The sequence below is a fragment of the Thermorudis peleae genome, from assembly GCF_000744775.1.
In the GTDB taxonomy this organism is placed as follows: Bacteria; Chloroflexota; Chloroflexia; order Thermomicrobiales; family Thermomicrobiaceae; genus Thermorudis; species Thermorudis peleae.
Genome location: NZ_JQMP01000001.1, coordinates 500,591 through 514,031, shown reverse-complemented (window position 1 = coordinate 514,031; position 13,441 = coordinate 500,591). Strand labels below are relative to the sequence as shown.

The 13,441-nt window shown below is 61.5% G+C and carries 12 protein-coding genes; 3 read left to right on the top strand and 9 right to left on the bottom strand.

Features of this window, described 5'->3' with window-relative positions; all coding sequences use genetic code 11:
• Positions 1-39: 39 nt before the first annotated feature.
• The 3 genes from N675_RS02360 to cofG all read right to left on the bottom strand — a co-directional run bounded on the left by N675_RS02360 (position 40) and on the right by cofG (position 4,504).
• Positions 40-1,368, bottom strand: coding sequence for an MFS transporter (locus N675_RS02360; RefSeq protein ID WP_051913886.1), 1,329 nt, complete (start codon positions 1,366-1,368; stop codon positions 40-42).
• A gap of 531 nt (positions 1,369-1,899) precedes the next feature.
• The gene (gene cofH / locus N675_RS02355) at positions 1,900-3,252 is read right to left on the bottom strand and encodes a 5-amino-6-(D-ribitylamino)uracil--L-tyrosine 4-hydroxyphenyl transferase CofH (protein ID WP_081886775.1); all 1,353 of its coding nucleotides are present in this window, start codon (positions 3,250-3,252) and stop codon (positions 1,900-1,902) included.
• A 31-nt stretch (positions 3,253-3,283) separates the two neighbouring features.
• On the bottom strand, positions 3,284-4,504 hold the full coding sequence (gene cofG / locus N675_RS02350) for a 7,8-didemethyl-8-hydroxy-5-deazariboflavin synthase CofG (protein WP_051913884.1): 1,221 nt from the start codon (positions 4,502-4,504) through the stop codon (positions 3,284-3,286).
• Positions 4,505-4,654: 150 nt separating this feature from the next.
• Here cofG and N675_RS02345 point away from each other — a divergent pair, with 150 nt between their 5' ends.
• Complete coding sequence (locus N675_RS02345) at positions 4,655-6,019, top strand: TrpB-like pyridoxal phosphate-dependent enzyme (protein ID WP_038037678.1); 1,365 nt, start codon at positions 4,655-4,657, stop codon at positions 6,017-6,019.
• A 75-nt stretch (positions 6,020-6,094) separates the two neighbouring features.
• Here the strand turns inward: N675_RS02345 and N675_RS02340 are convergent, their stop codons facing one another.
• From N675_RS02340 to N675_RS02315, 6 genes are all read right to left on the bottom strand, one after another.
• A complete protein-coding gene (locus N675_RS02340) occupies positions 6,095-6,898 on the bottom strand; it encodes a uracil-DNA glycosylase (RefSeq protein ID WP_051913883.1) in 804 nt (267 codons plus the stop codon).
• Positions 6,899-6,918: 20 nt separating this feature from the next.
• Complete coding sequence (locus N675_RS02335) at positions 6,919-7,323, bottom strand: SaoD/DsrE family protein (RefSeq protein ID WP_038037677.1); 405 nt, start codon at positions 7,321-7,323, stop codon at positions 6,919-6,921.
• A gap of 22 nt (positions 7,324-7,345) precedes the next feature.
• Positions 7,346-8,203, bottom strand: a complete 858-nt coding sequence (locus tag N675_RS02330) for a metal ABC transporter permease (RefSeq protein WP_338417736.1) — start codon at positions 8,201-8,203, stop codon at positions 7,346-7,348.
• Positions 8,184-8,969: a metal ABC transporter ATP-binding protein gene (locus N675_RS02325; protein ID WP_081886774.1), complete on the bottom strand. Its 786-nt coding sequence runs from the start codon at positions 8,967-8,969 to the stop codon at positions 8,184-8,186. Before N675_RS02325 ends, N675_RS02330 begins: the two co-directional genes overlap by 20 nt.
• Positions 8,970-9,089: 120 nt before the next feature.
• The gene (locus N675_RS02320; protein ID WP_038037674.1) at positions 9,090-10,079 is read right to left on the bottom strand and encodes a metal ABC transporter substrate-binding protein; all 990 of its coding nucleotides are present in this window, start codon (positions 10,077-10,079) and stop codon (positions 9,090-9,092) included.
• Between the two features lie 417 nt (positions 10,080-10,496).
• A complete protein-coding gene (locus tag N675_RS02315; RefSeq protein WP_038037673.1) occupies positions 10,497-10,931 on the bottom strand; it encodes a Fur family transcriptional regulator in 435 nt (144 codons plus the stop codon).
• A gap of 114 nt (positions 10,932-11,045) precedes the next feature.
• Here N675_RS02315 and N675_RS02310 point away from each other — a divergent pair, with 114 nt between their 5' ends.
• Both N675_RS02310 and N675_RS02305 read left to right on the top strand, forming a co-directional pair.
• The gene (locus tag N675_RS02310; RefSeq protein WP_038037672.1) at positions 11,046-11,744 is read left to right on the top strand and encodes a PRC-barrel domain-containing protein; all 699 of its coding nucleotides are present in this window, start codon (positions 11,046-11,048) and stop codon (positions 11,742-11,744) included.
• 175 nt (positions 11,745-11,919) lie between these two features.
• A complete protein-coding gene (locus N675_RS02305) occupies positions 11,920-13,371 on the top strand; it encodes a branched-chain amino acid ABC transporter substrate-binding protein (RefSeq protein ID WP_051913881.1) in 1,452 nt (483 codons plus the stop codon).
• Positions 13,372-13,441 lie beyond the last annotated feature (70 nt).

The window sequence follows — 13,441 nt, the reverse complement described above, 5'->3', positions numbered from 1 at the left end:
TCATTGCCGAGGGCGGGGCGGCGTTGCCCCGCCCCAGTGTTACCCTTCGAGCGCCAGCTCCTGATCGGCCACGGTGTCGGCGCTGGTGACACCCGTCGGCCGCAGGGCCACAGCACCGAGTGCGCCAACCACCGCCAGGAACGCGAGGTAAACACCAACACTGTACACCGTACCAACGTGTGCTGTCAGCCAGTTGGCGATGAGTGGTGAGATACCGCCGCCGAAGATAGCACCAATGTTGTAGGCCAGCCCGGCACCGCTGTACCGCACTTGCGGCAGGAACGCCTCGGCCAGGAAGGCTGCTAGCGGACCGTACATGATGCCGAAGATGGCAAAGCCGCCGACCATCGCTAGACCGATCAGCCACGGGTCGCGTGTGTGAACCAGCGCAAATGCTGGCAGCGCCCACACCAGGAGCGCGACTGTGCCAAGCAGGTAAGGCGTGCGCCGGCCGATGCGGTCAGCAAGGTACCCGGAGAAGAGCGTCGCCACCGCTGCCGCGATCCCACCGAGAATGGTGGCATTGACGAGGATGGTGCGTGGCACCTTAAGGATCGATGACCCGTAGCCGAGCAGGAAGACGTTGAAGACATAGAACGTGCCGTTGGGAGCGATGTTGAGGAGTGAGGCGATCGCCAGCTCGCGTGGCTGCAGTCGCAACACCGCCGCCACTGGCGCTCGCGTGACCTGCCGCCGCTCAAGCACCTCGCGGAAGACCGGCGTCTCCAACACGCTCAGTCGGGCATAGAGCCCGATCACCACCAGGGCCAGGCTCACCAGGAACGGCACGCGCCATCCCCAGCTGAGAAAGGCCGTGCCACTAGCCGCTAATCCTAGTGATGCAACTGTCGAGGAAAGCACCAACCCGAACGGCGAGCCAAGTTGCGGCAGACTGCCGAACAGTCCCCGCCGCTCCTGCTTCGACCACTCGACCGAGAGCAGTACTGCGCCAGCCCACTCTCCGCCCGCTGAGAAACCCTGCAGGAAGCGCAGCACAACGAGTCCAAGGGGAGCAAGTGTACCAAGTGTCGCGTAGGTGGGTATCAAGCCAACGAGCGCCGTGGCCAGCCCCATCGTCAAGAGCGTGATGATCAGCGTCGTCTTGCGGCCAATGCGGTCGCCGTAGTGGCCGAAGAAGACGCTACCAAGTGGTCGGGCCACAAAGCCAATCGCGTATGTCAGGAACGTTTGCATCAGCCCCACGTACGGATCGGACTTTGGGAAGAAGAGCTTCGGGAACACCAGTGCCCCGACTGTGCCGTAGGCGAAGAAGTCGTACCACTCAATCGTTGTGCCGATCATGCTCGCAATGGCCGCACGCCGGCGATACGCACTGAGCCCACTTGCCGATTCGATCGCTTGTGTCATTGTCCTCCCCTTTCTGCTTGGTTGTTGCAATGTATGGCCATGCCTCCTATGCTTCAGCGTCCCATTGCCCATGGGGACTTGCCCATGGTCATGCTGCGTGCTGCTATGCATATCGAGGACTGCCAGAATACCCGTCGCACTCTCGACCGGTGAACCGCATTTGAGCGCGGATGGCGGAGGGACATGGCACGGGCAGTGCACGCTAGCTGCGGGGAGAACACTCACAGATACGGGGCCAGTGGGCGAAGACCCCGACCATTGACCGGCACGGAGGTACCGGCCAGACTCGTGGTTGGCTCCTGGGAGCGTTATGGTGTCGGCGCTGTGTCATCGTTGGCAACCATCTCGCGTAATGCGTTGCCCCCACTATCGGGGAATGCTTGTAGCACAAAGGGGCGGCAGCGTCAAGGGGAAACGTGCGGCTGTGCGCCAACAGTGATACCGCGAGGCAGGCCACGTCCGCCGTCTACACGGACTCTGCCTGCCCCGTTGCCTACGCTTGTGTAACTGCCTGCGCCGATCTATGATCGGCTACTCCGCCGCTGGCCCAGTTGCCCGCTCACCAGTCGCTGGCACCACTGGCACCTGTACCAAATGCCGCAGTTCGCGGAAGCGCACATCTGGACGGTGCACCAGCGCATGGTAAGAGCCAAAGCGCGCCTCGGCCGTCGCGTCATCGATTAGATCGAGCGGATCATAGTGGTCGTCGCCATCGCGGGGAAAGAGCCGGCGAATTTGATAGGTCGTGGTGCGCTCAGCCGGGATGCGGCCGATGTCACGGATCAGGCGACGCATCTCACGGGGCTTGAGCCGTTGGCCGTATTGTGCCCCTGCTGCCGTCGAGATCGACTCATTGATCAAGGTGCCCATGAAGTCGTTGCAGCCAGCGTTGAGGCAAACTTGAGCGAATTTTGGCCCTTCCTTCACCCATGAAACTTGCAGGTTGGGAATCCAGTTGTTGAGCATGATCCGCGAAACGGCATACATCTTGAGCACTTCGGCACCTGTCGCACCTGGGCGGATTCCTGGGACAAGCTGCTTGCGGTACATCGGCGCCTCCTCAGCCACGAAGGAGAGCGGCACGAACTCGGTGAAGCCGCCGGTCTGGCGCTGGATGTCGCGGATGAGTGCCAGGTGAGCCGCCTTGTGGCGGTTCGTCTCGACATGTCCATACATGATCGTCGCGGTCGTCGGGATGCCGAGCTGGTGGGCCGTGGTGATGACGTCCACCCACTGCGCGACAGTAATACGCCCGGGCGAGATGCGCCGCCGTACGTCGTCGTCGAGGATCTCCGCTGACGTGCCGGGCAACGAGCCAACACCTGCATCCTTGAGCGCCTGCAAGTAGTCGGCGACCGAGCAGCGGGCTCGGGTTGCGCCATACCAGACCTCTTCCGGGGAGAAACCGTGGATATGGATGTCCGGCAGAGCGCGCTTGATTGCCTTCGTCAGCTCAATGTAGTAGTCGCCGCGCATCTTCGGCGGCAGACCAGCCTGGATGCAAACCTCCGTCGCTCCGAGTTCCCAGGCTTCTTGTGCACGTCGAACGACCTCGTCGATCGGCAAGAAGTAGGCCTCCTCCTCGCGGTGCCCGCGTGAGAAGGCGCAGAAGCCACAGCGCTTGATACAGACATTGGTAAAGTTGATGTTGCGGTTGATGACGTACGTCACGACGTCGCCGACGCGCCGACGGCGCAACTCGTCGGCCACGAGTATGAGAGCATTCAGCTCAAGTCCCTCGGCAGCGAAAAGACGCTCGCCCTCCTCTACCGTGATGTCCTCGCCGCTGAGAGCGCGGTCGAGGATACGCGCCACGGTGCGGTCGAGTTGGTCAAGCAATCGCCCCCAGAGCCCGTCGAGCGCAAGCCAGCGTTGCTGTGCCATCGGTAGGTGTTCCACCGTATCCCCCTTTCGCCTAAGCTGATAGATCAGCAGGCTGGTGCAACGCCTCGCCCTCAGCCGAGCGCCGCACCAAACCCTCAGCATCGACCAGTGCCGCGACCCGGTCACGCAGTGCCGGCGGAATCCACCGCTCGCCTTGTCGCACATATTCCGGGTAGAGAGCAAGCCGCTCACGCAGGGTAAAGCCTTCCGCCTGGCAGACAGCCGCCAGCTCAGCGACCTTCGGCCAGGGCGCCTCCGGGTTAATCCAGTCGCGAGTTACCGGCGAGATGCCGCCCCAATCATTGAGGCCAGCGTGGAGATACCAGCGGTAGTCGGTCGGTGCCAGATTCGGGGGCGCCTGGATATTGCCGGTTGGCAACAACAGCCGGGCCACTGCCAGCGTGCGCAGCATCTCCTCAAGCGACGGCTCTGGCCACTCTCCCATTGGTGTCCCAGGCTTTGCCCGGAAGTTCTGGATAATCACTTCCTGAATATGGCCACCCTGTTCGTGCAGTGAGCGAATGACGCAGAGCGCATCAACCCGCTCCTCCGGTGTCTCGCCGATGCCGATTAGGATGCCGGTAGTGAAAGCCACATGCTGCCGCCCCGCCGCGGCGATCGTCTCAATGCGTCGCCGTGGCACCTTGTCAGGACAACGGTGATGCGGCATGCCTGGCCGCAGCAGTCGGTTCGACGCTGATTCGAGCATGATGCCCATTGAGAGGTTCACCGGCCGCAGCAGCGCGATCTCGTCCTCGCTCATCTGCCCTGGGTTGGTGTGGGGTAAGAGCCCTGTCTCTTCGATCACGCGTTGGCACATCGCTGCCACGTAATCCAGCGTCGTCGCATAGCCCTGTTGCTGCAGCCAGCGGCGATAGGCGGGATACTTACGCTCCGGCTTGTCCCCAAGCGAGAAGAGCGCTTCTTTGCAGCCCTGGCGCTGGCCAGCTCGTGCCACCGCCAGTACTTCATCCGGCGTCATCGTGTGCGCGTCCGGATCGCCGGGTCGCTTCACAAAGGTGCAATAGGCACACGCATCACGACAGAGGTTCGTCAATGGAATAAAGACCTTGCGCGAGTACGTGACAACTCGCCCCTTGTGCCGATCACGGAGCTCGCTAGCCACCTCAAGCAACGCCAGCAAATCGGGGCCGGTGGCTCGGGCGAGCGGATACGCTTGCTCACGTGACAACGGTTCACCGGCGCGCGCCCGTGCCAGCGCCTCGCGTATCGCCAGCGTGACTGCGTGCATGCCTGCTCCTTTCGTTCACCCCTTAGGCTACCCAAGCAGAACCAAGAACGCGAGAGCCTGCCCAACCATTCCCGTCAGCACTTGCTGACCGGCCATCCTTTGCCATACTATCCGCCCAGAGGACAGACGACTGCAGACGAGGAGGACACCGTGGCCGACGAATCGACCAAGATCGTGCTGAGCGAGCGTGAGTTGCCGACCCACTGGTATAACCTCGCGGCCGACCTGCCGACCCTGCCACCCCCACCACTGCATCCCGGAACCGGCCAGCCCGTTGGGCCAGACGACCTTGCTCCGCTCTTCCCAATGGCGCTCATCGAGCAAGAAGTCAGCCGCGAACGCTGGATTCCCATCCCCGAACCGATCCGTGACATCTACCGCCTCTGGCGGCCGACGCCGCTCTACCGCGCTCGCCGGCTCGAGCAGATGCTTGGTACCCCCGCTCGCATCTACTACAAGTATGAGGGCGTCAGTCCAGCTGGTAGTCACAAACCGAACACAGCTGTGGCCCAGGCCTATTACAACAAACAAGAGGGCGTCAAACGGCTGACAACCGAGACGGGCGCCGGTCAGTGGGGCAGCGCGCTTGCGATGGCCTGTGCATTCTTTGGCCTTGAGCTCAAAGTCTACATGGTCCGCGCCAGCTATGAACAGAAGCCCTACCGGCGCATTTTGATGGAAACATGGGGTGCAACGTGCGTCGCCAGCCCCAGTCCCGACACTGAAGCCGGGCGGCGCGTGCTGGCCGAGCATCCTGACTCGCCTGGTAGCCTTGGCATCGCTATCTCCGAAGCGGTCGAGGACGCGGCCACTCGATCAGACACCAAATACTCGCTCGGCAGCGTGCTCAACCACGTCCTCCTCCACCAGACAGTCATCGGCCTGGAGGCACTGCAACAGTTTGCCCAGGTCGGCGATTACCCGGATGTCATCTTCGGCTGCGTCGGCGGTGGCTCCAACTTTGCCGGCCTCACCTTCCCCTTCGTCCGCGAGAAGTTGCAGGGCAAGCCGCTCCGCATTGTCGCCGTTGAGCCCGCCGCCTGCCCCTCGCTCACTCGCGGCGTCTACACCTTTGACTTCGGTGACACCGGCCGTATGACTCCACTGCTCAAGATGCACACGCTGGGACACACCTTCGTGCCTGCAGCAATTCATGCCGGCGGCCTGCGCTACCACGGCATGGCACCGCTCGTCAGCCTGCTTTACGATCAGGGAATCATCGAAGCGATTGCCCTACCACAGAACGCCGTGTTCGAGGGTGCCGTTCGCTTTGCCCGCGCTGAGGGTATTGTCCCGGCGCCAGAGTCGGCCCATGCCGTGCGGGCTGCCATCGACGAAGCCTTGCGATGTAAAGAGACAGGGGAGGAAAAGGTCATCTTGATTGGCTTGAGCGGGCACGGGCACTTTGACCTCGCGGCCTACGAAGCCTACCTGCGCGGCCAACTCGTCGACTATGAGCACCCAGAGGAGGCTATCCAACAAGCGTTGGCGGACTTGCCTCGTGTGGGCGTCTAGCTGTGCGTTGGCCACTGCGGTTGGCCTGGCGGTTCGCTCTGTTGGGCTAATCGCACATGCATACAGGGCAGTGGTCTACCGTTTGGCCTCGTAATTCGATTTGGCTCTGCCCTCGGCCTCGGCAATGAGGGCGCGGGCACGGGCAAAGACGGTGTCAAACATTGCCTCTGTCAAGAGGCCGGTCTGCGTATTTCGCTGGCTCGGGTGATAGCTGGCGAGGAGCACCGGCGCGGGCGGGAGTCCGGGCGGACTCGTGCGCCAACGATACTCACCGCCGTGCTGGAAGCGAAGTCGACGTTCGGGCCTCTCGTCGTCATTCGCCACAGCCACCGGCCAGTCGTAGCCTCGTGCCCGCATCACCCGTAGTGTCGTCTCGAAGGCAACTGCACCGAGGCAGAGTAGTACGCGAACCCGGGGCAACAGCGCGAGTTCGCGTGCCAGGTAGCCGCTGCAGGCCGCAAGCTCGTCCGGCGTCGGCCGGTTATTCGGCGGCACGCAGTGGCAGACAGCCGTGATGTAGGCGTCGAACAACTGCAGGCCATCGTCACGGTGGAGGCTCGTCGGCTGGTTCGCGAAGCCAGCCCGGTAGAGTGCACGGTAGAGCCAGTTGCCTGAGGCATCACCGGTGAACGGCCGGCCAGTGCGATTGCCGCCGTGCGCAGCTGGCGCCAGGCCGATGATGACCAGCCGTGCATTGGGGTCACCAAAGCTCGGCACCGGCCGTCCCCAGTATTCCTGGTCACGGAACGCACGCCGTTTGGTGCGCGCAACCTCCTCACGGTAGGCAACCAACCGAGGGCACCGCTGGCATGCGACAATCTCGGCCTGCACTGCCGCCAACGCTGCAGTATGATCGTCAAGGTCTGCCGTGCTCACCATTCCCCATCCCTTGCTGCGCGTTAGAGCGTGATCACCTGATCTGGTGGGTTGGCAGCAAGCGCAGCGTAGAGATCTGGGAAGCAGCCGATTCGCACGCCATCGACGACTCCCACTGGTTCGCAGTGTCCTGGCTCTACCCGCCCTCGCCCCGTTGCTGGGTCGCACCAGACCGGCTCTCCTCGGGCCAGCCCGCGCTCCAGCGCACACAGATCACAGAGCATGAGCAGGATGCCCTTTTCAGCTGCTACGCGGGCGAGCCGTTCACCAATCGGGTTACCACGCTGGAGCACAAGCGTGTTGTCATCAAAGAAGAACATGCCCACTACCTCAGCGCCGTGCGTGCCTGCCTCAAGCTGCGGCAGAATCATCTGCCCCAACTTGTAGCTCGCCGATCGCGGCGTCGCAAAGATATACGCGACTTTCACAGCGTGATCCTTCCTGTTCTCGTTATTGCCCAACCAGTAAGCGCAGCCATCGCCCACGCTTCGGGGAGAACAATGCAGCCAGGATAAACCCAAGCGAGGCCACGAGCACAATCGCGCCGCCAGACGGCACGTTCGCGTAGTAGCTCAGATAAAATCCCACCAGCGCATCAACCCCGCCGAGCAATGCGCCAAGCCCAAGCATCGCCGGAAAACGATCGACGAGCAGATAGGCCGTCGCGCTTGGTGTCACCAGCATTGCGACGACAAGCACGACCCCCACTGCCTGCACCGAAACGACGACGGTGAGCGCGAGCAGCACCATCAGCAGCGTCTGGAGTACGCCAACCGGCAGACCAGCTGCCTCCGCTACAATTGGATCAAAGGCGGTGAACAATAATTCCTTGTACAGTAAGCTGACCAGTAGTAAGACGGCAAGACCAAGTGCCACGATGATCAAGAGGTCGCGCGGGCGTACCGCAAGCACATCGCCGAAGATGTAGCTGAAGAGGTCAACCGTGTAGCTCTTGATTCCCACGCTCATCAGCACGATGCCCAACGCAAACACGCCACTGAACAGGATGCCGATCGCTGTATCACTGCGCACGCCAACGCGTCGCGTGAGTACGCTGATCCCGAGCGCCGTCAGGACAGCTGCTGCTACTGCCCCAAGGTAGAAGCCGAAGCCAGCGAGCAGCGCGACGACGACTCCAGTAAAGGAGACATGGGCGAGGGCATCCCCGATAAATGCTAGCCCTTTGAGCACAACAAACGTGCCGATGACAGCACAGACGATGCCCACAAGCACGGCAGCGGTGAGCCCCCGGACAAGGAAGCCATAATGCAGCGGAGCAACGACGGCATTAACAAGGCTGGCCATCATCGATCTCTCCTTCAACGACGAGTACCCGATCGCCGTGGCGTACGAGTAGGAGGTGGGACTCGAAGGTCTCGTTCAGTCGAGCCTCGGTGAACACTTCCGCTGGTGGACCAAACGCGATAAGCCGACGGTTGAGGAGCAGCACATGCGAGAACCGCTGAGCCACACAGCTTAGATCGTGCAGTGACACCAGGATGGTTTTCCCCTCGGCAGCAAGTTCCTCCAACAGGGCAAAAACGAAGTGCTGAGTCGGCGCGTCGACACCGCTCACCGGCTCGTCGAGCAGCAGGACTGATGGTTCTTGGACAATGGCCCGAGCTAAGAAAACCCGCTGACGTTGTCCCCCAGACAACTCGCCGATCGGCCGCCGCTGCGCCGCGAGCATGCCGACGCGCTCGAGTGCCCAGGCGACCCGATCGCGGTCGATCGGCCCCGGACGCCGGAAGAGCCCGAGCCGTGGGTAACGGCCCATCATCACGACGTCCCACACCGTCACGGGGAACGACCAGTCGACATCCTCGACTTGTGGGAGATAGGCTAGTGCTGGCTGCGGACGTGCCGGCTGGCCATCAATCAGTACTTGCCCACTCCATGGACGCAACACTCCAGCGATGGTACGGAGGAGTGTCGACTTCCCACCACCGTTCGGCCCAATGACACCGACCAATGCGCCTTTCGGCACCGCGAAGTGGAGTCCCTGCAAAACGGGCTGGCTTCGATAACCGACCGTCAGGTTTTGGACAAGGATGAATGGTGTATCTCTCTGCACGATGGTACTCCTTGCATGCTCTTGGAGCAGGCGTGCGTATGCCGGTCATGCCCTTCCTGCGCCCACTCCGTATCATGGCTGCGGCCATGGCGCACGCCCGAATTCCCACAGCCGCGCTGGTCATCCAGCACCAAGTCCTTCAACAATATGTTGGACATTCAGGCGCATCATGCCGAGGTAGTCCTGCTCGTCTGGTGGTGTATCACTGTACAACTCGAGCACCTTGACGCCTGCTTCCTGCGCGATCGTCTGCGCAAGGCGTGGGTTGAACTGCGGCTCAGTATAGATCGCCGGGACATGCTGTGCCTTGATCTCATCCACCAGGCGCGCGAGCTCCTGGGGCGATGGTTCATGGCCAGGGCTCGGCTCAAGCACCCCCACCAGCTGCAGGCCATAGTGCCGGGCGAAGTAGGGGAATGCATCGTGGAAGGTGACAAGCTTGCGGCGCTCCGGCGGAATCGAGGCAATTTGGGCTTTCGCTTGCCGGTCGAAGTCACGGATGGCCGTGATCGTACGCTCAGCATTGGCCTGATAGGCTCCAGCGTGTGCGGGATCGACTTGACTGAGCCCCTGCGCGATCCGTTGGACGTAGACAATGGCATTGTCTGGATCAAGCCAGAGATGTGGGTTGCCCTCGGTTTCACCAGACTCAGACGTCTCACCAGGCTCGGGCGTTGCCTGGATGGTCGACAGCCCTTCAGCAAGTGTAATCACTGGTGTCCCCGGCGCGGCAGACTGGATCAGCCGCATGAAGGAGGCCTCAAGCCCCAAGCCATTGATGAAGATGATCCGGGCAGCAGCAACAATCTTGGCTTGCCCCGGTGTCGGCTGGTAGGTGTGCGGGTCGCTGCCTGGTGGCACGAGGGATGTCACCTGCACCCACTGTCCGCCGACGGATTGGACAAGCGAGGTCAAGACCGGGATGCTCACGACCACGGGAAGCGCCGATGCCGACGGTGCAGCTGCGCTCGCGGCCGCCGTTGCAGCAGTGCTGGTCAGGGACGGTGCCGCAGCTGGTGCCTGCTGGCACGCAACAACTCCTGTCAATAGCCAACTGAGTATCACCAGCCAGATAATGCCTCGCCCGCGTCGTAATCGCCCCTGCCGCATCTGTTGCCTCCCCTACCCCGTAGGGCACCCCATGCGCCAACTGCGCTTCATGATACACAGTCTCAAGTAGCAAGGCAAGGCGACTGCTGGCTGAACGGCATTGCTCACTGAGAACGGCTACCGCGCCGCAGGGCCTCGTGTGCCAGGCGCCTGACTCCCGGCACCCTAACGTGTGCGCGTATCATCGGCCCCGGCTATTGGTCGCATCACATCGTGCTGGCCTGCGGGAGACAACACTGAAGACGACCGGTCGAGTGTTACGATCACCAACGGCCTGGCACGATGGCGCGATCAGGCGTATGCCTTGTATGTGAGCCAGTGCTTGCTAATGGCAACGCTGCTGTTCAAGCGCCAGGACGGTATCTACCGCCGTGGCGCGCAAGCGCCAAGGCACGGGCCTTCACGTGCCGATGTTGCTTATGTTAAGTGGTGCTCCTGCTGGCACCGGGCACAGAGACCAAAGAGTTCCAGCCAATGACCATCGACACGAAAGTGCGTTTGTGCCACAACAGCTGCCCCGAGCGCGTCAACATTACAGCCGGAGAATTCAGCTACCGTCCCGCACTGCACGCAGACGATATGATGCCGATGTTCCGTGCCGCGTAAGAGATAACGGTGCACCCCAGATGGATGATGAACGCGGGCTAATACACCGATCGCGACGAGCCGATCGATCGTCCGGAAGACGGTTGCTCGGCCGACCGGTCGATTGGCTGCTTGCAGTGCATGGTAGAGTTCCTCAGCTGAAAATGGCCGTCCGAGTGCGACGATCGCCTGCACGACCTGACGCCGCGGCTCAGTTAGGCGCAAACCCTCGGCCTGCAAGCGGGCAAAGATAGTCTGCTCCGACATCCGCACCACACTCCCGAGCGGCAAGTATAGCCCGGCACCACTTGTCGGGATCGCACTGACCTGCCATCATCAGCGCAACAGAGCAGGGAACGAAGTTTGAAGGGAGTGGTGGGTGTGGGTAGCCAGGCTATCGAACTCGGCAAGCCGGTCGTCAGTCGTGATGGCAAACGCATTGGCAGCGTCGATCGGCTCGTTCTCGATGCTGATACCCGTGAGGTAACTGCGGTCATTGTCCACCAGGGTCTACTACTCACCCGTGACAGGATTGTTGAACGGGCATTGATTGAACAGATCGACGAGGATGGTACCGTCCATCTGAGCCTGACAGCGGAAGAGGCTGATCAGTTGCCGATCTTCATTGAAGCCGAATTCCAACGACTAACACCAGAGGAGGCCCGTGAACTCCCGTATGTCCTCCCCGGCACAGCGGGGACAGCAGCCTTATTGTGGGCGAAGCCTGTGCCAGGGGGAGCTGTCCCTGAAGTTGGTATCCCTATTCCAGTGCCAGAGCCAGAAGCCACTCCGCCGAGCCCAGCGGTTACAGTCGAGCGGAACTTACCACCAGATGCCTTAGTCATTGACCGAGGAACAGCGGTACGGACGCATGATGGCAAGGTCGTGGGAGACGTTGAGGAAGTTGTCTTGAACGACGATGGAGAAGTCGCTGCGGTGCTCGTCCGGGTTGGCTGGCTAGGGCGGCGTCGTCTGCGAATCCCACGCGAATGGATTGCCAGCGTGACCGAGGAAACAATCACGCTCTCAGTCGATCGGGCAGCGCTCGAACAGGCCCGGGAGACGGATGAAGAGGCATAAGTGTTAACAACTGCGTTGACAACGCGCCGATGACGCAGAAATATTGATGCAAGAGCCGTTAATCGCATCATGCCGATTCGGCTCTTCCACTTGACAACGGTTTATCGCGTGTACAGAATGAAGCAGCGTATCCGGATTCGGGTGTGTCGTGGTGTGTAGTTCTGAGGAGGGGTGTATGAAAACGACGCGCTTACCAGCTGGGTTAGCCTGGCTGCTTGCGGTGGTCTGGCTCGTGGCCGCGTGTGGTGGCGGTGCAACGCCGACGCCGACGACAGCGCCGGCTGCCCAGCCCAGCCCGACGAAGGCTGCTGCAGCCTCGCCAACGGCCGCCACTTCGGCTGCCACAGCTACGACCGGGCAGGCAGCGAGCCCGACGGCAGCGGCTACGGCACAAGGGACAGCGCAAGCGGGGGGACAGACGCTGCAAGGGCTGATCCAGTCGCTCCGCAGTGCGACGCCGAAGTCTACTAGCCAAGCCCCGCAGGATCCGCTGGGAGTCGTCACCATCAAGCCCGGTGATCCGATTACGATTGCCTATGCCCTGGTAGTCGCAGGCCCTGACGCAACGCTAGGCGAAGACTCGAAGCGTGGTGTTGAGATTGCCATCGATGATCTCGGTGGGAAACTGCTCGGGCATCCGATTCAGCTCACCGGTGAAGACACTGGCTGCAGTGCTGAAGGTGGTCAGGCGGCCGCATCGAAGCTTGCCTCGAACGCTCAGATTGTCGCCATTGTCGGTACATCGTGCTCCTCGGAAGCCCGTGTGCTTGCCCCGGTGATCGATCAGGCCGGCATGGTTATGGTCTCACCCTCGAACACCGCACCAGACCTGACTGATCCAGCAAAGCACGTCGGCGGGTATCTCCGCACTGCCCATAACGACAAGGTGCAAGGTGCCGTCGCAGCGCAGTTTGCCTGGAACTATCTGAAAGTTAAGAAGGCCGCAACGATCCATGACGGCAGCATCTACGCCGAGCAGCTTGCCAATGTGTTTGCTGACGAATTTAAGAAGCTCGGGGGGCAGATCGTAGCGCAAGAAGCAGTTGGCCCTCAAGATACCGATATGCGACCGGTGTTGACGCGGATTGCAACGCAGCAGCCGGAGCTCATTTACTACCCGATCTTTACGCAGGCTGGTGCATTCATCACTCAGCAAGCGAAGCAGGTGCAAGGGCTCGAAAACACCAAGCTCATGGGCGCTGATGGGCTCTTCTCGGCTGACTTCCTCAAGGCAGCTGGCGATGCTGCTGTTGGCATGTATTTGAGCAGCCCCGATTTTAGTGCCTTTAGCTCCAACTATCAGGATTTCCTGTCGAAGTATCAGAAGAAATACAACCAAAAGCCAACTGCTGCGTTCCACGCCCATGCCTATGACGCAGCGATGATGATCTTCAACGCGATTGCGAAGGTGGCGGTACAAGGCCCGGACGGGACGCTCTACATTCCGCGCAAGGCGCTGCGGGATGCGCTCTACGCGACCAAGAACTTCCCAGGGCTGACTGGTAATCTGACCTGTAACCAGTACGGTGACTGCGCCGACCCCCACATCGCGATCTATCAGATTACCAGCACCAACGCAGCGGGTTGGCCTGACTCGGCCACGAAGAAGGTTTATCCGCAGTCGTAGTGCAGGGCGCTTATCGGCCGGCTGGGGAAATCCCAGCCGGCCTTGCTTATTGCACTGCGGCAATGCAATT